We start from the raw sequence: 18,344 nt of genomic DNA, 5'->3' as shown, positions 1-18,344 counted from the left end.
CGCCAGATGATCACCCGCAAGATGGTCAAGCTCAAGCGCGAGATGGCCCGCGCATGAGCGTCCTGCCCATTGTCAAATGGCCCGATCCCCGGCTGAGCCAGGTCTGCGCTCCGGTCGAGACCCCCGCAAACCTGGCCGATCTCGTGCAGGACATGTTCGACACCATGTACGACGCGCCGGGTCGTGGGCTGGCGGCACCTCAGGTCGGCGTGATGCAGCGGCTGTTCGTCATGGACCCGACCTGGAAAGACGGCGACCGAACACCCTATGTCTGTATCAATCCGGAAATCGTGGCCTCTGGCGATACCGTGGCCGAGAACACAGAGGCGTGTCTGTCGATACCCGGCGTTTCCGCCGGTGTCATCCGTCCAACCGAAATCACGCTGGCCTATACCGATCTGGATGGCACGCGGCATGAAACCCACCTGACGGGATTTGCCGCGACCTGCGCGCAGCACGAACTGGACCATCTGAACGGGTTGGTGATCTTTGACCGCCTGTCCGATGCCGATCGCGCACAGCTTGAAACCTCTTACGCGGCCCTCGCATGACGGCCCGTCGCTGCCTGCCCTGGCCGAACAGATGCCTGCGTGCGCCTGCCGACCCGGTCGAGGAGATCACCGACGAAATCCGCGCGATCTGGCAGGACATGATCGACACGATGGAGGCGATGCCCGGGGTCGGTCTGGCCGCGAACCAGATCGGCGTTCTGAAACGGCTGGCCGTTGTCGATGCGTCCGAGGAACGGGGCAAGGCCGTGCGCATGGCAAACCCCGAAATCCTGCACGCCTCGGTCCAGCTGCGCCCGCATGAAGAGGCAAGCCCCAACCTGCCGGGTGTCTCTGCGTCCATCGAACGACCGCGTGCGGTGACCGTACGGTTCATGGGGGCCGACGGTACGGTTCAAGAAGATGACTTCGTCGGCCTCTGGGCCACGTCGGTGCAGCACCAGATCGACCATCTGAACGGAAAGATGTATTTCGATCACCTGAGCCGCCCCAAACGCGACATCCTGTTGCGGCGCGCGAAAAAGCTGAAGGGCTAGGACATGCGGATCATCTTCATGGGCACACCCGACTTCTCGGTCCCGGTGCTCGACGCGCTGGTCGAGGCGGGCCACGAGATCGCCGCCGTCTATTGCCAGCCGCCCCGCCCCGCAGGGCGCGGCAAGAAGGATCGCCCGACGCCGGTCCATGCCCGCGCCGAGGCGTTGGGCCTGACGGTGCGGCACCCCAAGAGCCTTCGCACGGACGACGCACAGCAGGAATTCGCCGCCCTGAATGCCGATATCGCCGTCGTCGTGGCTTATGGTCTGATCCTGCCGCAAGCGGTGCTGGACGCGCCGAACCGCGGCTGCCTCAACATCCACGCCTCGCTTTTGCCGCGCTGGCGCGGGGCCGCGCCGATCCATCGCGCGATCATGGCAGGGGACGCAGAGACCGGCATCTGCATCATGCAGATGGAGGCAGGCCTGGACACCGGGCCGGTGCTCTTGCGCGAAAGCACCCCCATCGGCGCCACCGAAATTACAGGCGATCTGCATGACCGGCTGAGCCTGATGGGCGCTGACCTGATCCTGCGGGCTCTGGACAGGCTGGATGATCTCGCGCCGGAAACGCAACCGGATGCAGGCGTGACCTATGCCGAGAAGATCGACAAGGCCGAGGCGCGGATCGACTGGACCCGCCCGGCCGTCGAGATCGACCGGCAGATCCGGGGCCTGTCGCCCTTCCCCGGTGCGTGGACCCTGATCGGCGAGGACCGCGTGAAACTGCTGGGCAGCGCTTTGGCGCAAAAGAGCGGGCCCGCCGGAACCGTTCTTGACGATGCCTTCACGGTTGCTTGTGGGGACGGAGCGGTTACCATCACGCGGGCGCAGCGTGCCGGCAAGGGCGCCCAGGACACCGAGACCTTCTTGCGCGGTATGGCGGTTCCCTCGGGAACCCGATTGGGAGACCAGGCATGTTCATGATCCTGATGGGCACCGTGGTGATCGCGGGGATCGTCGGCTACATCTCCGAAAAGTCGGGCTTTACCAACAACGGCATAATCCAGAGCATCATCATCTGCGTCGGCGGCGCGTTCCTCGCCTATTTCGTTCGGATCATGTTCGGCATCGGTTTCGGCTCCCCCGGCATGAACGCCATCGTGTCGTCGCTGGGCGCATTGATCATCGTGCCGACCCATTGGCGGGGCTCGGTGCGCGACCGGCGGCGGAGATAGGCCATGCAGATCCTGTTCCTCCTGGTGGTCGGCGCGGCGGCGGGCTTTCTGGCGACGCGGGTGATGCGCGTCGAGATGAGCACCCTTGCCACGGTCATGGTCGGCGTGGCAGGCGCGCTGATCGGAGGGCTGGTGATCCGACTGCTTCTGGCGGCAACCGGCGCCGTCGCCGGGTTCGTCGGGGCCGTTCTGGGGGCGATGATCGTGATCTGGGCCGTTCAGAAACTGCGCTCCTGAGACCTGTTCGCTTGGAATTCCCCACTTGAAATGAGACCAGTCGCAAACGCGACGCAACACGGGGCGCAGATTGGAATACTGGATTGTCGGCGGGCTGGCGGCCTTTCTGATGGGGTTGTCGAAAGGCGGAGTGCCGATGATCGCGCTTCTGTCGGTGCCCCTCATGTCCCTGTTCATGGATCCCGCACGCGCGGCCGGGCTTCTTCTGCCGATCTATATCGTCGCCGACATGTATGCGGTGTACCTGTTCCGGCGCGCCTTTTCGCTGCGAAACCTGAAGATCCTTCTGCCGGGCGCGGTGGCCGGTATCCTGATCGGCTTTGCGGCGGTATCTTATGTCCCGAGCGATGCAACCAAGCTGCTGGTCGCCGCGATCGGTCTGTTCTACCTTGCAACCGCCCTGCGCCGACGGTTTTCGAAAACCCCGATCCCGGCGCGACCGGCGGATGTGCCGCGCGGTCTGATCTGGGGAACGGTGGCTGGCGTCACCAGCTATATTTCCCACGCCGGCGGACCTCCCTTTCAGGCCTACGTGCTGCCACAGAAGCTCGACAAGATGGTGTATCTCGGTACCACGACGATCTTTTTCTCCGTGGTCAACCTGTTGAAAGTGCCGCCCTTCATCCTCGCGGGGCAGATCACCTGGGACAGCACGGCGCAGGCAGTCTGGCTCGCCCCGATGGCGCTGGCAGGCGCATGGAGCGGCGCCGCGATTTCGCGCGCCCTGCCGGAAAAGGCATTTTTCCTGCTGATCGAGATCGCACTGGCCCTGGTGTCGGGCAAGCTGCTTTACGAGGTCCTGATCGGCTGACGCCAGATCGGCGGACGGCAAGCGGTGTCTGATTGACCTTCCCGCGCCGCAGGGGCAGAATTGGGCAACTCGAACCCCGGAGAAGATATGTCCCCGCTGCGTGGCATGGCGCTGAAGCTCAGCGCTGTCTTTCTTTTTGTGATCATGGCATCGCTCATAAAGGCCAGTGCGGACAACGTTCCTCCCGGTGAAGCCGTGTTCTTCCGATCCGTCTTTGCCCTGCCGGTGATCCTCGGCTGGCTGGCGCTGCGGCGCGAATTGAGCACCGGGCTCCGCACGCGTAACCCCATGGGACACCTGTGGCGCGGCATGTTCGGCGTGAGCGCGATGGCTTGCGGCTTTGCCGCCCTCGGCCTGCTGCCCCTGCCCGAGGTCACGGTCCTGGGCTATGCCGCGCCGATCCTGACGGTGCTCTTTGCAGCCATGCTGCTGGGTGAAAAGGTCCGTCTGGTGCGCATGTCCGCCGTCTTCATCGGGCTTGTCGGCGTGGTGATTGTCATGCTGCCGCAACTTGGCAACGAAGAAATGGGCACCGCCGCCCGGTGGGGCGTGGCGCTTGTCCTCGCCTCGGCCGCGCTGCGTGCATTGGCGCATGTCCATATCCGCAAGCTGGTACAGCACGAGACGACCTCTGCCGTGGTCTTCTATTTCGCGCTGTCCGCCTCCTGTCTCTCGCTGCTTTCGGCGCCCTTCGGCTGGGTGATGCCGGATTTTCAGACCGCAAGCCAGCTGATCGGCGCGGGCCTGATTGGCGGTGTCGCGCAGATCCTGCTGACCTCGTCCTACCGCCACGCCGAGGCCGCGTTCCTGGCCCCCTTCGACTATGCCTCGATCCTGTTCGCCTTGGTCATAGGCTATACGATTTTCGACGAAATACCGACGATCCACACGATCATCGGCTCTGTCGTCATCATCGGCGCCGGGGTTCTGATCATCTGGCGGGAACGCCAACTGGGTGTCAAACGCGGCCCCGCGCGATCCAACCTCACGCCGCACGGCTGATTGCATTTCCCCGGCGTCGGGCTTAGATCACCACCAGCCGAAAACGGTGACGGGAGCCGCACTGCATGAACTGGATCACCAATTACGTCCGACCCAGGATCAACTCGATCTTCTCGCGTCGCGAGATCCCCGAAAACCTCTGGGTCAAGTGCGACGATTGCGGCACCATGCTGTTTCACCGCGAGATGTCGGACAACCTCAATGTCTGCTCCAATTGCGGTCACCACATGAACATTACGCCGCGTGACCGGTTCATCGGCATGTTCGATGGCGGCATCTTCACCGAGGTCGAGGTGCCCGAACCCGTCACCGATCCGCTGCAATTCCGTGACCAGAAAAAGTACCCCGACCGGATGCGAGCTGCGCAGAAGATCACCGGCGAAAAGGAAGCGATGCTGGTCGCCACAGGCGAAATCGGTCGCACGCCGATCGTGGCCGCAGCCCAGGATTTCAGCTTCATGGCCGGATCGATGGGCATGTATGTCGGCAACGCGATCATCGCCGCGGCGGAAAAGGCCGTGGAACTGCGCCGTCCGCTGGTGCTCTTTTCCGCAGCCGGTGGCGCGCGCATGCAGGAAGGTATCCTGAGCCTGATGCAGATGCCGCGCACCACCGTGGCGGTGCAGATGCTCAAGGAAGCGAACCTGCCCTACATCGTCGTCCTGACCCACCCCACGACCGGCGGCGTGACCGCGTCCTATGCGATGCTGGGCGACGTCCAGATCGCCGAACCCGGCGCGCTGATCTGTTTTGCCGGTCCCCGCGTGATCGAACAGACGATCCGCGAAAAGCTGCCCGAAGGGTTCCAGCGCGCGGAATATCTTCTGGAACACGGCATGCTCGACCGGGTCACCGACCGGCGCAAGCTGCGCGACGAACTGGTGCAGATCATCCGCATGCTGATGCACATGCCGCCGCCGGTGGCAGGTGACCTGCCCGCGCCCGGCCCAGTCGATACCAGCGCCGCGGCGCCGACCACACCAGACAACGCCCCATGAGCACGCCCGAAGGGTCGGACGTCATCCTGGAAAGGATGATGGCGCTTCATCCCAAGATCATCGACCTGACGCTGGACCGTGTCTGGGCGCTTCTGGCGGCGCTGGATCATCCTGAACAAAAGCTGCCGCCGGTGATCCACATCGCCGGGACCAACGGCAAGGGGTCGACGCAGGCGATGATCCGCGCCGGTCTCGAGGCTGCGGGACATAAGGTGCACGCCTACACCTCGCCTCACCTGGCGCGGTTTCACGAGCGCATCCGATTGGCGGGCGACCTGATCAGCGAGGCACATCTGACCGAGGTGCTGGACGACTGCTACGCCGCAAATGACGGCGCGAGCATCACCTATTTCGAGATCACAACCTGTGCCGCGCTGCTTGCCTTTGCCCGCACCCCTGCCGATTACACCCTGCTCGAGGTCGGGCTTGGCGGTCGGCTCGATGCGACCAACGTGATCGACCAGCCCGCCCTGACGATCATCACACCGGTGTCGATGGATCACGAGGGATATCTCGGTGACACGCTCGCCAGGATCGCAGGGGAAAAGGCGGGAATCCTCAAGCGCGGGGTGCCCTGCATCGTTGGTCCGCAGCACGACGCGGCAATGGAGGTGATCGAAGCGCGGGCCGCCCGTCTGGGCGCGCCCCTGTTCGCCCATGGTCAGCATTGGCACGTGGGCGAAGAACACGGCAGGCTGGTCTATCAGGACGAAAGCGGGCTTCTGGACCTGCCCCTCCCGAACCTGCCGGGTCAGCACCAGATCGAAAACGCGGGAATCGCCCTTGCCGCACTGCGTCACCTGAAACCGGCCGAAGCCGCGTTCGATGGCGCGGTCACGAACGCCTTCTGGCCCGCGCGGATGCAGCATCTCAAAGGCACCGTGCTGAACGACCTTGTTCCGCAGGCGGACCTGTGGCTTGACGGCGGCCACAACCCCGCAGCCGGCGAGGCGCTGGCCGCCCACCTGCAAACCCTTCCCGAACGCCCGACCTATCTTGTCTGCGGCATGCTCAACACGAAGGACGTGCGCGGTTACCTTCGCCCCCTGGCGCAGGTCGCGGATCACCTGAGCGCGATCTCCATTCCCGGAGAGATGAACACGCTGAGCGCCGGGGACACTGCCAAGGCCGCGCGGGATGTCGGAATGACGGCCGACGAGGCCGAGAGCGTCGATGCGGCCTTGAGGCGGATCGCGGAAACCAGGCCGCAGGCTCGGGTTCTGATTTGCGGATCGCTCTACCTTGCAGGGCATGTGTTGCGACAGATCGGTTAGGCCAAATCTGGGCCCAACGGCTTTATATTGACGAAATTGCCCCAAATCCCCTATATATCGTGAAAAATCAGAGCGGTGCCCGCCGGCGCGGGCGTGATAGGTGATCCATGGTATCAGTTCGTCCTGCCGCACATGCGGCGCTTGTGGCTGCCATTTCCGCAGCAAGCCCGCTCTTTGCGCAGTCCGCGTCGATCACCGAGACCGCCAGCGCCTTCGGCTTCACCCTGAACGGAAGCGAAATCACCGTCACCCGTTCCGGGCCCTCCTGTCCGGCATCCTGCGTTCAACCGATCCGGGTCGCCGAAGGCGTCGACACGCTTGGCGAACTGGAAGTCATCGGGTTCCTGCAAACGGCGGTCAGCAACGGATCCGGGCTGCTGGTCGATGTGCGCCCGCCCGCGCGGTTTTCGTCCGGGTCCGTTCCCGGCGCGGTCAACGTGCCTCTGGCCACCTTTCTTCCCGAGAACCCGTATCGCGGCGACCTCTTGTCGGCGCTTGGCGTGACCAATGCGGACTCCACTCCGGGCTTCGCGCAGGCATTCACTCTGGTCCTGTTCGGCAACGGCCCGGATGATGCTGACGCACCCGACGCGATCCGGCATCTGCTCGATGCGGGCTACCCGGACGGCAAGATCAAGTATTACCGCGGAGGCGCATCCACCTGGAGCGCACTTGGCCTGAGCAATTCGGTGGTCCAATGACACAGACATCCAAGACAACCGGGCTGATCCGGATGGCGCTGATGGGCGCCGCCTTCATTGTCCTGACCGTCGTCTTGATCGTGTTTCAGCCGGGATCGCCCCGCACGGCGCAGGTGCTTCCCGACCTCGAAACCAGCGTGACGCGCAGCGCCGCACCGCTGAACGCGATCGAACCTGTAAGCGAACCGGCGGCCCGGAACACGACCGCGTCGAGACCCTCAACCACGGTCGTCAACAACTCTGCCGACCAGCCCACGAACATCCGCGACTTGACCTTCAGTGCGATTTCCAGCCTGAAATCCGTCACCACCGGCGAGGCCCCTTTCCCTGGGCAACCGGGCAGCCTCTTGCACAGCGTCGTCCAGCGCAGCATGGCAGCCGGACCGCCGCCACAGCTGCGTGACATCGAAACGGTGCGCGCAGACGTGCCGCGCGCTCCCTCTGCGGGGTCCTATTTCGTGCGGCCCGGCGACACGCTCAGGAGCATCGCGCAGGAGCTTTACGGAAACGCCGCCCTGTCCACGGAGATTTTCGAGGCCAATATCGGGCTGCTGTCCCGGCCCGACGATATCCAACCGGGAATGGTGCTCAAACTCCCGACGAGGTAGCCCCAACATCTGGTGGCCGGCGCCACAGGTAGAAATATCGCGGCGAACCCAACCTAAATGTTGACCGATGCGAATCACTGTGTCACAAAGTCTCAAGGTTTTGTGAATTGCTGGAAAAGCGGACACGGAACGGGGGATTAGACGGTGTTGACGAGTACCCAGGAACAACCGGAAAGGCCGCGGAAGGCTTTTGGGGACCTCACCTTGCGATACCGCTCGATGACACACTCCAAGACGACCCAAGCTGGCGTTTCCTCGCGCCATCACTCACGTAAGGCATAGCAAGGACCTGACTACAGGCAAAAAACATCGAGCAGTCTTGAGGTCCCTCGGGACCTCTTTTTTTGTCCCGCAGGTCTTGTTCAGCGCTCGCCCCAGCCCTCCGCCTGCATTTCGCGCAACCGGCTGGCGGTCCGTTCGAACTCAAAGGTACCGGCGCCTTCGACATACAGCATTTCCGGTTCCGCCGCCGCCGACATGATCAGCCGGACCCTGGCTTCGTAAAGCGCGTCGATCAGCGTGACGAAGCGCTTGGCTTCGTTGAAGTTCTGACGACTCAGGCGCGGCACGTCCTCGATGATCAGCACCCGCACCGCTTCGGCCAGCGCAAGATAATCCGCCGGGCCCAGCATCCGGCCGCACAGGTCGTAGAACTTGGTGCGCGCGACGCCGTTGTGAAAGCGCGGCAATTCGATCTCGCGGCCTTGCACATGCAAGGTCAGGCTTTCCTGTCGACCATGTGTCAGCTCTTCCCAGATGCGATTGATCTCGGCCTTGGCCGCGGCATCGTTCGGGGTGAAATAGACCTGCGCCCCGGCAAGCCGATCCTGCCGGTAGTCGGTGTCTGACGTCAGCTCATGCACCACCATCCGCGACTTGAGCATGTCGATGAAGGGCAGGAAAATCTGCCGGTTCAGACCATCCTTGTAAAGATCATCCGGAACCCGGTTCGACGTCGTGACGACCACGACGCCCGCAGCGAACAGCTTCTCGAACAACCGGCCCACGATCATCGCATCGGTGATGTCGGTGATCTGCATCTCGTCGAACGCCAGCAGCCGCACCGACTCCGACACGGATTTTGCCACCGGCTTGATCGCGTCCTCGACACCGTCTTTGCGGGCCTTGTGAATGGCGGCGTGGATTTCCTGCATGAAGGCATGGAAATGCACCCGGCGCGCAGGCACGTCGAGGCTGTCGACAAAAAGATCCATCAGCATCGACTTGCCACGCCCGACACCGCCCCAGAGATACAGTCCCTTCGGCGGTTCGGGTGCCTTGCGGAACAGCCCCTTCCTGACCGGCGCGGCAAGGGCGGCGCGGATGCGTTCGAACTCGGGCAAGGCAGCTTCCTGCGCCGGATCCCCGGTCAGGCTGCCATCGGCCACGCGCGCGGCATAGATTTCGGGCAAGGTCGTCATTCGAGCCGATTACCGCGTCTGCGACGGATTGTGGAGAGGGGTTATTCGACGGCGCGGATCAATTTGCGCTCCAGCACGCGCAGCACGGTCTTCAGATCGTGCCCGCGCTTGAGGACCTGCCCGTCGATGCCGATCACCGCGTATTGTCCCTGCCGGTTGCGCAGCTTGGGGCGCTTTTCGATGCGGTAGAGCGGGTTTTCGGCGGTGCGCCGGAAGACCGAGAACACGGCGACATCGCGCAGCGTGGAAATGCCGTAATCCCGCCATTCGCCGGCAGAAACCATACGGCCATAGAGCGACAGGATCACGCTGAGCTCGGTCCGGTGGAAAGCCACCTGTTCGGGCGCTGCGGTAGAGCGTGGGAACGGCGTGAGACTGTTCATGAGTAATGATGTGTGCAGCTTCGGGACGAAATCAAGCATTTTGACCGGCCCGACAGGCCAGAGTTGCAAATTCGCCCCCCCGCAGGACCGCGCGCGATCATTGGCCGAGGGTCAACGTTGATTTGATCCAGAGCGCCGGAGCGTGTATGTTCGACCAGCATCGCGAGGGGTGGTTTTGCCACCCACGGGGCCGCGATGCCTGCACGATGCCTGACAGCAAGCTGGTCACGGGCACTCGATATGCCAGCTTTCGTCATGTCAGGCGCGTGATCGCTTGGAAAGGCAAAGGAGGACCCCATGGACGTCATGAAAGCCAGTGAAATCGCACATGCCCTGTACCGCGCGCGCGGCGACAAGGCGGAATTCGAGGCCGCGCAACGCGAACATCAATACCGCGATGCCGGAGACGAGAAGGAAGCCGCGTATTGGCGCACGATCCGCGGCAGCATCCGCCAGATGCGCGGTGCGAACCAAAGCTGACGATCCTGATCCGGACGCCGGCCGACAAAGGAATGGGTCCGATCTGGTCCTATTGTTTCGCGCGCGAAACATTCGGGCCGGTTCGGACCTTTTAACCTACTGTTAACACTCCTGTTTCGCGAGATCTTGCGTGCAGGCCGGTCCTGCTTCACGGCCTGAGATAGGAATACCCTTGCTGTTGCAACTCCATCAAGCGGACTGCGCCAGAGGGCACCACGACAGCTTCGCTGAGAAGCGGGACATCCTTTTGTGATTTCTGCTTCATGGCTTCGACCGTGTTGAGACAGGCCGAAAACGAAATGTTGTCCATCTCCAGGGCCATGACCGAAATCCGCTGAGCCACGGGCGACGTGTCCGAGCGCAGCATGTGCAGGCCCGGTCCGTAGGTGACGATTTCGATGATCACCTCTTCGCCTTGCGCTTCGTAATGGGCCGCGATGTTCTGGGCGTTGTTCAGCGCCATGTTCATGGTCTGGATGCTTTCCTCATCGACATGAATGGCCACCTTGTTGGGCGTTTCGGCATAGGCCAGATGCGCTCCAAGCATCAGTGCGGCGGCGGCCATGAAAAGCCGCGCGATGGCCCGCATCGGATTAAGTGTCATCTCGTTTTTCCTCCCTGAGACAATCTTCTTGTCCAGCCTGCCAAACGGACATCGCCGTAGCAACAAAATATTCATATCTGAGAATATTTTTACATGTCAGGCAAACGCGCCCTGGCAGAACCAGCCCGAGGATTTCGCCGCCCCATGCGCGTAGAACAGCCAGAGGCGGTGGCCTTCGTCGGTGATCACTTCCCAGTAATCGCGCTGGCCGCTGCGCCAGGCCGGATCGTCGAGCCACCATTCGGGCGCGATGCGTTCGGGGCCGCGGGTGCTATGGACACGGTGATCGCGCCCCCGCCAGCGGAAGGTCTCGGGCAGGCGCGGCACATCCGCGACCATCACGGGTTCCGGGGCCCACATCCGCAGCGGGCGGGATTTGGTCCTTTCGGGCCAGTGCTTTACCGGTTCCGACCACGCCGCCGCCACCGTGACCCATGTCTTTTCCGGAATATGGCTGTCGGCGGGCTCCACGCGGGTGATCGACTCCATCCCCAGACGGGTGCCCAGCCGCCCGATCAGCCTGTCCAGCGATCCGGGTTTCGGCCCCGCCATGCGGGCCCGCCCTGCCTCGGCCGCTTCGAGATGTCCGGACGCCGTGCGCAGGTGGATGGGTTCGTGCAGCACCGCCTCGAGCCGCAGCATGTCGATGCCGTAACCCGCATCCAGATCCTCGACCTTGAGCCGCAAGAGCGGGCGGATATGATCGGGGTCGTCCGAGGGCTTGGCCATCGTGACGTTCATCCACTGCATCGTCCCGTCGGCGCGATACGCCTCTAACCGCAGGGTGCGTGCGCCGCGCCCCTTCTTGTTCAGCGCGGCACAGAGGCGGGGCAGCATCCGGTCGATGGCCGCCATCACGTCGTCCTCGAGGCCGATGGGGTCGGGCAGGCTCATGCGGGTGGCAAAGCGGTCGGGCGGCGGGGCCGGGCTGACCGGTTCGGGCAACGCGCCCAGCGCCTGATCCAGCCGCGCCACCAGCCCGCGCCCAAAGCGCCGCACCAATCCCGCGCGCGGTTGGTCTACAAGGTCTTTCACCCGGCGCAGGCCCAGCCGGGACAGCTGTTTCATCGCATGATCGTCCAGCCGGAGCGCGGCAATCGGCAGGGGAGCAAGCGCGGCGTAGGTTTCGCCCGGCGCGGCGATGCGGGCGCGGCCCTGCACAGCGGACAGCGTCACCGACGGGGCAGCCCCGCCGCGTTCCCAGTGCCGCCGTTTGCCTGCACGGGACCGGGTCGCGCGGGCCTCTTGGTCGATCGCATCGCCGCTTCGGTGGTGCTCGCCGCCCTGCCCGCCGCCGAACCGCGCCAGCGCCCATGCGCCCCCCAGAGTGTCGGCGATGCCAAGCTGCACCGTGAGTCCCAGGTCGACGCAATCCTGTTCGACCTGGAGCGCCAGTTGTTCCTCGCCGCCGAAGAGATGCGCACAGCCGGTCAGGTCGATCACCAGCGCATCGGGTTCCTCGCGCGCGACCCAGGGCGAAAACTTGCCCGCCCAGCGATGCAGCACACCCAGGAACGCCGCCTCGGCATGGCGGTTCGACAGCCGGGTGAGCAGGTCGGCGCACATGGCATGGGCATCGCGCAGCGGCTGGCCCTCGTACAATCCCGCAGCCTGCGCGAGCGGCGACAGCGACGCCAGCACCTGCGCCTGCCCGACATCGCGCACCACGACAAAGGGCACCTCGCCCAGGTTGGGGTCGCGCCGGATATGGCGTTCGGCGGCCAGCCGGGGAAACCAGATGGACAGGATACGACGGTTGATCATGAGACTCGCGGCAGCGTTTGTTCTTCTTTTGTTCCATACACCCTTGCACCCCGACGAGTCGAGATCCCAGCGCGCCTGCGGATCGCGCCTGCCGCTACGGGATCAGCCGCAATAGATGCGCTCCACCGTGCCGCTGTCATCCAGCTCGAAATTCACCCGATCGCCGCGGAAATCCATCGTGGCCGCGTCGTCGGGGCCAAGGATGCGATGCGGTTGCGTGAAGGCGATGCTTTCCAGTTGAGCGCGTTGCAGCCCCATCAGGTGGGACATGTCATCGGCCCCACAGGAGGCGGCGGGCTGTTCCGCCACGATGGTTTCCTGACAGCCCGCCAGACCCAGACAAAGACCCAAGATACAAAAAATCCGCATTGAGAAACCTTTCCAATATCCAAGCCAATGCTTGCAAACCCGGAGCTTTCCCGCAAGGTTTCGAAAAACAAATCGAGGGAGAGTCATCATGCGCACACGCGCCGCAGTTGCCGTTCAAGCCGGCAAGCCACTGGAAATCATGGACGTGAACCTTGATGGTCCCCGCGCCGGTGAGGTGCTGGTCGAAATCAAGGCCACGGGCATTTGCCATACAGACGAATTCACCCGTTCCGGGGCCGACCCCGAAGGTATCTTCCCGGCGATTCTCGGTCATGAGGGCGCGGGCGTGGTTCTCGAGGTGGGCGCGGGTGTGACCAGCCTGAAACCGGGCGATCACGTGATCCCGCTTTACACGCCGGAATGCCGGGAATGCGATTACTGCCTGCATCCCAAGACCAATCTCTGCCAGTCGATCCGCGAAACCCAGGGCAAGGGTGTGATGCCGGATGGAACGTCGCGGTTCAGCACGCTGGATGGCGATCCGATCCTGCATTACATGGGCTGTTCGACCTTTTCGAACCACACGGTCCTGCCGGAAATCGCGCTGGCGAAAATCCGCGAGGACGCGCCGTTCGACAAGGTGTGCTATATCGGTTGCGGCGTGACCACGGGTGTCGGTGCCGTCATCAACACCGCCAAGGTCGAGATCGGCAGCCGCGCCATCGTGTTCGGTCTGGGCGGCATTGGCCTCAACGTCATTCAGGGCCTGCGCCTTGCCGGTGCGGATCAGATCGTCGGTGTCGACATCAACCCCGACAAGGTCGAGATGGCGACACGCTTTGGCATGACGGATTTCGTCAATCCCAAGGAGGTCGAGGGCGACCTGGTGCCGTATCTCGTGAACCTGACCAAGGGCGGCGCGGATTACACGTTCGATGCCACCGGCAACGTACAGGTCATGCGCGACGCGCTGGAATGCGCGCACAAGGGATGGGGCGAGAGCATCATCATCGGCGTGGCCCCTGCAGGCGCCGAGATCGCCACGCGGCCGTTTCAGCTTGTCACCGGGCGGACGTGGAAAGGCACGGCCTTTGGCGGCGCGCGCGGGCGCACCGATGTGCCCAAGATCGTCGACTGGTACATGGAGGGCAAGATCGAGATCGATCCGATGATCACCCACACCATGTCGCTCGACGACATCAACAAGGGCTTTGACCTGATGCATGCCGGCGAAAGCATCCGGTCGGTGGTGCTTTACTGATACCGGAACCGAAGGGGCCGCGCGCCCCTTTGATCTCATGGGCGCGTGGCCGGCTTTAATGGGCGCAAGGCGCTTTCCCTTCAGGAAAAGGATCAGAACCATGATGTTTCACTCCAGAACCCCTCTTGCAGTCTCTGCCGCTCTTGTTTTGGGCAGCCTCGCTCCGGCCGCTGCGCAACAGACCGCAGACGCCGTCGCACCGGAAGCCGCGACCGATACCACGACCGCATTTGGTGGCCTGTCGCAAGCGGCGACAGATGCGCTTGTCCTCAAGGGCGCCGGCACCCCCGTCGAGGCCGAGGACTGGATGGTTGTCGCGGCCAATCCGCTGGCGGTCGAGGCCGGGGCGCGGGTTCTGCGCGAGGGCGGAACGGCCGCCGATGCGATGGTCGCCGTGCAGGCGGTGCTGGGTCTGGTCGAGCCGCAGAGTTCCGGCCTTGGAGGCGGTGCGTTTCTTGTCTGGTACGACGCCGACAGTGGCGAGGTGACCACGCTGGACGGGCGCGAGACCGCGCCGCTTGAAGCGACGCCGACATTGTTCCAGACCGACGACGGCGAAACCATGGGGTTTTTCGATGCGGTTGTCGGTGGACGGTCGGTCGGCACGCCGGGGACACCGGCGCTGATGCAGGCGGCACATGACAAGTGGGGGCAGTCCGATTGGGCGGGCCTCTTTGCCGAGGCGATCGACCTGGCCGAGGGCGGGTTCACCGTGTCGCCGCGCCTTGCCGACCTTGTGGCCGGAGATGTGGACCGGCTGGGCCGGTTCCGCGCAACGCAGGAGTATTTCTTTCCCGGCGGAGACCCGATTGCGGAAGGCGACACGCTGACCAATCCCGACTACGCCGACACGCTGCGCCAGATCGCCGCCGAGGGTGCGGATGTCTTCTACACCGGCCCGATTGCGTCGGACATCGTGGCGACGGTGCGCACGGCGGCGGGCAATCCCGGTCTTCTGTCCCGCGCCGATCTGGCGCTTTACGAGGTGAAGGAGCGCGCGCCGGTCTGCGTACCCTACCGCGCGCATGACGTCTGCGGCATGGGCCCGCCGTCCTCGGGCGCGCTGACGGTCGGGCAGATCCTTGGCATGCTCGACGGCTATGACCTTGCCGCGCTTGGTCCGGACAGCGCCGAGGCGTGGCGGCTGATCGGTGATGCGTCGCGGCTCGCCTTTGCTGATCGCGGGCTTTACATGGCCGATACCGATTACGTGCCGATGCCGACCAAGGGCCTTGTCGCGCCGGAGTATCTTGAACAACGCGGTCAGCTTCTGAGCGGCGATGACGCGCTGCCCGAGGTGTCTCCCGGCAACCCGGAATGGGATCACGCGATTGATCTTGCGCCGGACGCGAGCCTCGAGCTGCCCTCGACCTCGCATATCTCGATCGTGGACAGCCATGGCAACGCTCTTTCGATGACGACGACGATCGAGAACGGGTTCGGGTCGCGCCTGTTCGTGCGGGGCTTCCTGCTCAACAATGAACTGACCGACTTTTCGTTCAGCACCCACAGCGACGGTCGGCCCATTGCCAACCGGCTGGAACCGGGCAAGCGGCCCCGGTCGTCGATGGCTCCGACCATCGTGATGACCGACGGCGCACCGTCGCTGGTGATCGGCTCCCCGGGCGGCAGCCGCATCATCGGCTATGTTGCACAGGGGATCATCGCGCACGTGGACTGGGGCATGAACGTGCAGGAGGCGGTGTCGATGCCGCATCTGGTCAACCGGTTCGGAACCTATGACATCGAGGCCGGCACCACGGCGGCCGATCTGGAAACCGCCCTGACCGATCTTGGCTTCGAGGTGAACGTGCGCGACCTCAATTCCGGCCTGCACGCCATTGCGGTGGGCGAAACGCTGTCCGGTGGCGCAGATCCACGCCGCGAGGGCATTGCACTGGGTCAGTGATCCGTGACAGGGCGGTGGCAGACCGCCGCCGCCCCCGACATGCCATCCGGCGATGTCGAATCCGGCGCCAAAACTGAAAAGGGGCCAGACCATGGCTGAGAATCCCGCCCTGCTTGCTGTCCTGATCGACGCGGACAACACCTCTCCGAAATATGCCCGGGCGCTTTTCGAGGAGATCGCATCCCTGGGCGAGGCGAGTGTGCGCCGGTGCTATGGCGACTTTTCCAGCCAGCAGATGTCCGGATGGTCCAAGGTTCAGGCTGAATTCGGGCTTGTTCCGCACCATCAGCCCGCCAACACGGTCGGCAAGAACGCCAGCGATATCGCGCTGGTGATCGACGCGATGGACCTGATGCATACCGGACGGTTCGACGGGTTCGTTCTGGTCAGTTCCGACAGCGATTTCACCCGCCTGGCGCAGCGGCTTCGGGAACAGGGTCTTGGCGTCTACGGAATGGGAATGCAGAAAACCCCCGAAGCGTTCCGGCGCGCCTGCAAGCGGTTCATTTTCCTGGAAAACCTTGCGGACGGGCCCGAGACGGACAGCACCGAAACCAAACCCGCGAAGAAGGGCAATCTGAACGAGGCGCGCAACCTCATCCTCAAGGCGATGGACGCGATCGACCAGGACGAGGAATGGTACCGCCTGGGCCAGTTGGGTCAGCACATCGTGTCGGCCAATCCGGACTTCGACACCCGCACCTATGGCAAGCGCAAGCTCAGCGATCTGGTGGCTGACATGAAGGTGCTGGAGGTCAAGCGCGGATCGAACAACCAGCTGATGGTCCGTCGGCGGGATTGATCCGTCCTGGAGACCGGTCTTGCAGCGCATGCAGAACGGTCATTGCAGGATTATCCCTGCCATGCCATGCTCGGTTTCGGGGACGAGGGGTTTCTGCGCTTGGCGCGTTGGGGACCATACTATGTTGACAATTGATATACCTATCGTGGTGCGTGCCATCGACGACGACGCCCATGGCCAGGAACGGCGACTTTCCGATGCTTCCCTGCTTGTGATGGCGCAGGAAGTGATAAACCGGCTGTCCTGTATCTCGCGCCAGGCGCCGCCGGATATCAGCGACATCAATCTCGATGCGTTCTGCATCGCCCTCGTGGATCCCACCGCTGAAGAAGCGAAACGCATCCTCAGCCGCGCGCATGAGCGCGGCGCCGACCACAAGACATTGTGCCTGAACTACATCGCCGCTGCCGCGCTGCGATTGGGCGAATGGTGGGAACAGGACATCATCCATTTCAGCGACATGGCGATTGCCGCCGGGCGCATGCTGCACATGCTGCGGGACATCGGCAGGCTGACTCCGCCGGTCCCGGTGCGTGGCCATCGCGAAGCCCTGTTCGCTGCGGTGCCCGGCGAACAGCACGTGCTGGGCGTGACCATGGCGGCGGACATCCTGCGCGAAAAGGGCTGGGGCATCGACCTGCGGATCGGACGCAGCGAATCCGAGCTTTGCCAGATCGCGCATGATGGCGGATATCCGATCATCGGATTGTCGGCCTCGGGGGCGGATCACGTCAGATCGCTGGCGCGCACCATCGTCGAACTGCGAATCGCCGCGCCGCGGTCGCTGATCTTCATCAGCGGAAACATCGTGCAGATCGAAAAGGACATTGCCCTGAGAACCGGCGCCGATGCCGCAGCCACGTCGCTGGATCAATGTCTGGACACCCTAGAGGCGTTGTATCAGTCCGTCCTGAAATCGGCGTCCCCGGCCCCGTAACGGGCCAGAAACGTCCTGACGGCCCCGTCGATGACGCGGGCCTTTTCGTCCTTCGGAACGGTCTGGATGATCCCGAACACCAGTTTCGGCCAAAGGTCGGCCTTGCACAGTTCGGCGAACTGGTCGGCCGCAAGGTCGAAATCCTCGATCCGGAGCTCGCCGCGCTCGGCGGCCTGGCGCAGGTAATCGACCAGCGCTGCGCGCATGATCATCGGTCCGGAGTGGTAGAATTCCTGCCCGAGTTGCGGAAAGCGGTCGGCCTCGGCGACGCAGATCCGAAAGATCCTCTGACCCATGTCCGAATAGATGAAGCCGAGGAACTGGTCCGCGACCCGTGACAAGACCTCCTGAGGGGGGCGCGAGCTGTCGATGCTTTCGATCGAGGTCCGGGCCTGCTCCTTGCATTGCCGGGTGGCGACCTCCATGAACAGCAGGCGTTTGTCCGGGAAATAGCTGTAAAGCGTGGCCTTGGACACACCCGCCACACGCGCGATGTCATCGACGCTGGCGCCTTCGAAACCGTCGCGCAGAAACACCTCGCGCGCGCCTTCGACAACCTGGTCGAACTTGCGGCCCTTCCGGATTTTCGCCTCCGCCGTTGCCATTCCCACCCCTTATGT

The 18,344-nt window shown here is 63.7% G+C and carries 22 protein-coding genes; 16 read left to right on the top strand and 6 right to left on the bottom strand.

What is annotated here, in order from left to right:
• From def (LCF60_RS01145) to LCF60_RS01095, 11 genes are all read left to right on the top strand, one after another.
• Positions 1–551: peptide deformylase (def, locus tag LCF60_RS01145; protein ID WP_363318370.1), on the top strand; the 551-nt coding region annotated here is incomplete at its 5' end.
• On the top strand, positions 548–1,045 hold the full coding sequence (def, locus tag LCF60_RS01140) for a peptide deformylase (protein WP_292289164.1): 498 nt from the start codon (positions 548–550) through the stop codon (positions 1,043–1,045). The genes def (LCF60_RS01145) and def (LCF60_RS01140), both read left to right, overlap by 4 nt.
• Before the next feature lie 3 nt (positions 1,046–1,048).
• Entirely contained in the window at positions 1,049–1,972 is a 924-nt protein-coding gene (fmt, locus tag LCF60_RS01135) for a methionyl-tRNA formyltransferase (protein ID WP_292289163.1), read from the top strand.
• A complete protein-coding gene (locus tag LCF60_RS01130; protein WP_292289162.1) occupies positions 1,963–2,223 on the top strand; it encodes a hypothetical protein in 261 nt (86 codons plus the stop codon). Before fmt ends, LCF60_RS01130 begins: the two co-directional genes overlap by 10 nt.
• Positions 2,224–2,226: 3 nt before the next feature.
• Positions 2,227–2,460 carry a GlsB/YeaQ/YmgE family stress response membrane protein gene (locus tag LCF60_RS01125; protein WP_292289161.1) on the top strand — a complete coding sequence of 78 codons (234 nt, stop codon included), beginning with the start codon at positions 2,227–2,229 and terminating at the stop codon, positions 2,458–2,460.
• Positions 2,461–2,530: 70 nt separating this feature from the next.
• Positions 2,531–3,271 carry a sulfite exporter TauE/SafE family protein gene (locus tag LCF60_RS01120; protein WP_292289160.1) on the top strand — a complete coding sequence of 247 codons (741 nt, stop codon included), beginning with the start codon at positions 2,531–2,533 and terminating at the stop codon, positions 3,269–3,271.
• Between the two features lie 87 nt (positions 3,272–3,358).
• Positions 3,359–4,273: a DMT family transporter gene (locus LCF60_RS01115; protein ID WP_292289159.1), complete on the top strand. Its 915-nt coding sequence runs from the start codon at positions 3,359–3,361 to the stop codon at positions 4,271–4,273.
• Positions 4,274–4,338: 65 nt separating this feature from the next.
• Positions 4,339–5,271 carry an acetyl-CoA carboxylase, carboxyltransferase subunit beta gene (gene accD, locus LCF60_RS01110; RefSeq protein WP_292289158.1) on the top strand — a complete coding sequence of 311 codons (933 nt, stop codon included), beginning with the start codon at positions 4,339–4,341 and terminating at the stop codon, positions 5,269–5,271.
• Positions 5,268–6,545, top strand: coding sequence for a folylpolyglutamate synthase/dihydrofolate synthase family protein (locus LCF60_RS01105; RefSeq protein ID WP_292289157.1), 1,278 nt, complete (start codon positions 5,268–5,270; stop codon positions 6,543–6,545). The genes accD and LCF60_RS01105 overlap by 4 nt, the downstream gene beginning before the upstream one ends.
• Before the next feature lie 107 nt (positions 6,546–6,652).
• Positions 6,653–7,246 (top strand): rhodanese-like domain-containing protein, encoded by a 594-nt coding sequence (locus LCF60_RS01100; RefSeq protein ID WP_292289156.1) that lies wholly within the window; start codon positions 6,653–6,655, stop codon positions 7,244–7,246.
• On the top strand, positions 7,243–7,854 hold the full coding sequence (locus tag LCF60_RS01095; protein ID WP_292289155.1) for a LysM peptidoglycan-binding domain-containing protein: 612 nt from the start codon (positions 7,243–7,245) through the stop codon (positions 7,852–7,854). The genes LCF60_RS01100 and LCF60_RS01095 overlap by 4 nt, the downstream gene beginning before the upstream one ends.
• A gap of 362 nt (positions 7,855–8,216) precedes the next feature.
• On the opposite strand, the gene zapE is transcribed toward LCF60_RS01095, so the two are convergent.
• Both zapE and LCF60_RS01085 read right to left on the bottom strand, forming a co-directional pair.
• Entirely contained in the window at positions 8,217–9,275 is a 1,059-nt protein-coding gene (zapE, locus tag LCF60_RS01090) for a cell division protein ZapE (RefSeq protein ID WP_292289154.1), read from the bottom strand.
• Positions 9,276–9,316: 41 nt separating this feature from the next.
• On the bottom strand, positions 9,317–9,658 hold the full coding sequence (locus LCF60_RS01085; protein WP_292289153.1) for a DUF2794 domain-containing protein: 342 nt from the start codon (positions 9,656–9,658) through the stop codon (positions 9,317–9,319).
• Between the two features lie 297 nt (positions 9,659–9,955).
• Between LCF60_RS01085 and LCF60_RS01080 the strand changes: the two genes are divergently transcribed.
• Complete coding sequence (locus LCF60_RS01080) at positions 9,956–10,138, top strand: hypothetical protein (protein WP_292289152.1); 183 nt, start codon at positions 9,956–9,958, stop codon at positions 10,136–10,138.
• Between the two features lie 148 nt (positions 10,139–10,286).
• On the opposite strand, the gene LCF60_RS01075 is transcribed toward LCF60_RS01080, so the two are convergent.
• The 3 genes from LCF60_RS01075 to LCF60_RS01065 form a co-directional block, all read right to left on the bottom strand.
• A complete protein-coding gene (locus tag LCF60_RS01075) occupies positions 10,287–10,742 on the bottom strand; it encodes a DsrE family protein (RefSeq protein ID WP_292289151.1) in 456 nt (151 codons plus the stop codon).
• Positions 10,743–10,838: 96 nt separating this feature from the next.
• A complete protein-coding gene (locus tag LCF60_RS01070) occupies positions 10,839–12,506 on the bottom strand; it encodes a DUF6504 family protein (RefSeq protein WP_292289150.1) in 1,668 nt (555 codons plus the stop codon).
• A 102-nt stretch (positions 12,507–12,608) separates the two neighbouring features.
• Complete coding sequence (locus LCF60_RS01065) at positions 12,609–12,857, bottom strand: I78 family peptidase inhibitor (RefSeq protein WP_292289149.1); 249 nt, start codon at positions 12,855–12,857, stop codon at positions 12,609–12,611.
• A gap of 106 nt (positions 12,858–12,963) precedes the next feature.
• On the opposite strand from LCF60_RS01065, the gene LCF60_RS01060 reads away from it, so the two are divergent.
• From LCF60_RS01060 to LCF60_RS01045, 4 genes are all read left to right on the top strand, one after another.
• Positions 12,964–14,076, top strand: a complete 1,113-nt coding sequence (locus LCF60_RS01060; protein WP_292289148.1) for an S-(hydroxymethyl)glutathione dehydrogenase/class III alcohol dehydrogenase — start codon at positions 12,964–12,966, stop codon at positions 14,074–14,076.
• Between the two features lie 103 nt (positions 14,077–14,179).
• Entirely contained in the window at positions 14,180–15,985 is a 1,806-nt protein-coding gene (gene ggt / locus LCF60_RS01055) for a gamma-glutamyltransferase (RefSeq protein ID WP_292289175.1), read from the top strand.
• A 91-nt stretch (positions 15,986–16,076) separates the two neighbouring features.
• Complete coding sequence (locus LCF60_RS01050; RefSeq protein WP_292287450.1) at positions 16,077–16,787, top strand: NYN domain-containing protein; 711 nt, start codon at positions 16,077–16,079, stop codon at positions 16,785–16,787.
• A 145-nt stretch (positions 16,788–16,932) separates the two neighbouring features.
• A complete protein-coding gene (locus tag LCF60_RS01045; protein ID WP_292289147.1) occupies positions 16,933–17,724 on the top strand; it encodes a cobalamin-dependent protein in 792 nt (263 codons plus the stop codon).
• Here the strand turns inward: LCF60_RS01045 and LCF60_RS01040 are convergent.
• Complete coding sequence (locus tag LCF60_RS01040; RefSeq protein ID WP_292287448.1) at positions 17,688–18,329, bottom strand: TetR/AcrR family transcriptional regulator; 642 nt, start codon at positions 18,327–18,329, stop codon at positions 17,688–17,690. The two genes, LCF60_RS01045 and LCF60_RS01040, sit on opposite strands and share 37 nt — an antisense overlap.
• Positions 18,330–18,344: the final 15 nt, after the last annotated feature.

The organism is Marivita sp. (assembly GCF_020055635.1).
Lineage (GTDB): Bacteria > Pseudomonadota > Alphaproteobacteria > Rhodobacterales > Rhodobacteraceae > Marivita.
Note: the sequence above shows the minus strand (reverse complement) of the source record. Positions and strands in the feature narration are given on the sequence as shown.

Excerpts from the sequence above, each read along its gene's own strand:
- def (WP_292289164.1), top strand. The coding sequence starts at position 548 with ATGACGGCCCGTCGCTGCCTGCCCTGGCCGAACAGATGCCTGCGTGCG.
- fmt (WP_292289163.1), top strand. The coding sequence starts at position 1,049 with ATGCGGATCATCTTCATGGGCACACCCGACTTCTCGGTCCCGGTGCTC.
- LCF60_RS01130 (WP_292289162.1), top strand. The coding sequence starts at position 1,963 with ATGTTCATGATCCTGATGGGCACCGTGGTGATCGCGGGGATCGTCGGC.
- LCF60_RS01125 (WP_292289161.1), top strand. The coding sequence starts at position 2,227 with ATGCAGATCCTGTTCCTCCTGGTGGTCGGCGCGGCGGCGGGCTTTCTG.
- LCF60_RS01115 (WP_292289159.1), top strand. The coding sequence starts at position 3,359 with ATGTCCCCGCTGCGTGGCATGGCGCTGAAGCTCAGCGCTGTCTTTCTT.
- accD (WP_292289158.1), top strand. The coding sequence starts at position 4,339 with ATGAACTGGATCACCAATTACGTCCGACCCAGGATCAACTCGATCTTC.
- LCF60_RS01105 (WP_292289157.1), top strand. The coding sequence starts at position 5,268 with ATGAGCACGCCCGAAGGGTCGGACGTCATCCTGGAAAGGATGATGGCG.
- LCF60_RS01100 (WP_292289156.1), top strand. The coding sequence starts at position 6,653 with ATGGTATCAGTTCGTCCTGCCGCACATGCGGCGCTTGTGGCTGCCATT.
- LCF60_RS01095 (WP_292289155.1), top strand. The coding sequence starts at position 7,243 with ATGACACAGACATCCAAGACAACCGGGCTGATCCGGATGGCGCTGATG.
- zapE (WP_292289154.1), bottom strand. The coding sequence starts at position 9,275 with ATGACGACCTTGCCCGAAATCTATGCCGCGCGCGTGGCCGATGGCAGC.
- LCF60_RS01085 (WP_292289153.1), bottom strand. The coding sequence starts at position 9,658 with ATGAACAGTCTCACGCCGTTCCCACGCTCTACCGCAGCGCCCGAACAG.
- LCF60_RS01080 (WP_292289152.1), top strand. The coding sequence starts at position 9,956 with ATGGACGTCATGAAAGCCAGTGAAATCGCACATGCCCTGTACCGCGCG.
- LCF60_RS01075 (WP_292289151.1), bottom strand. The coding sequence starts at position 10,742 with ATGACACTTAATCCGATGCGGGCCATCGCGCGGCTTTTCATGGCCGCC.
- LCF60_RS01070 (WP_292289150.1), bottom strand. The coding sequence starts at position 12,506 with ATGATCAACCGTCGTATCCTGTCCATCTGGTTTCCCCGGCTGGCCGCC.
- LCF60_RS01060 (WP_292289148.1), top strand. The coding sequence starts at position 12,964 with ATGCGCACACGCGCCGCAGTTGCCGTTCAAGCCGGCAAGCCACTGGAA.
- ggt (WP_292289175.1), top strand. The coding sequence starts at position 14,180 with ATGTTTCACTCCAGAACCCCTCTTGCAGTCTCTGCCGCTCTTGTTTTG.
- LCF60_RS01050 (WP_292287450.1), top strand. The coding sequence starts at position 16,077 with ATGGCTGAGAATCCCGCCCTGCTTGCTGTCCTGATCGACGCGGACAAC.
- LCF60_RS01040 (WP_292287448.1), bottom strand. The coding sequence starts at position 18,329 with ATGGCAACGGCGGAGGCGAAAATCCGGAAGGGCCGCAAGTTCGACCAG.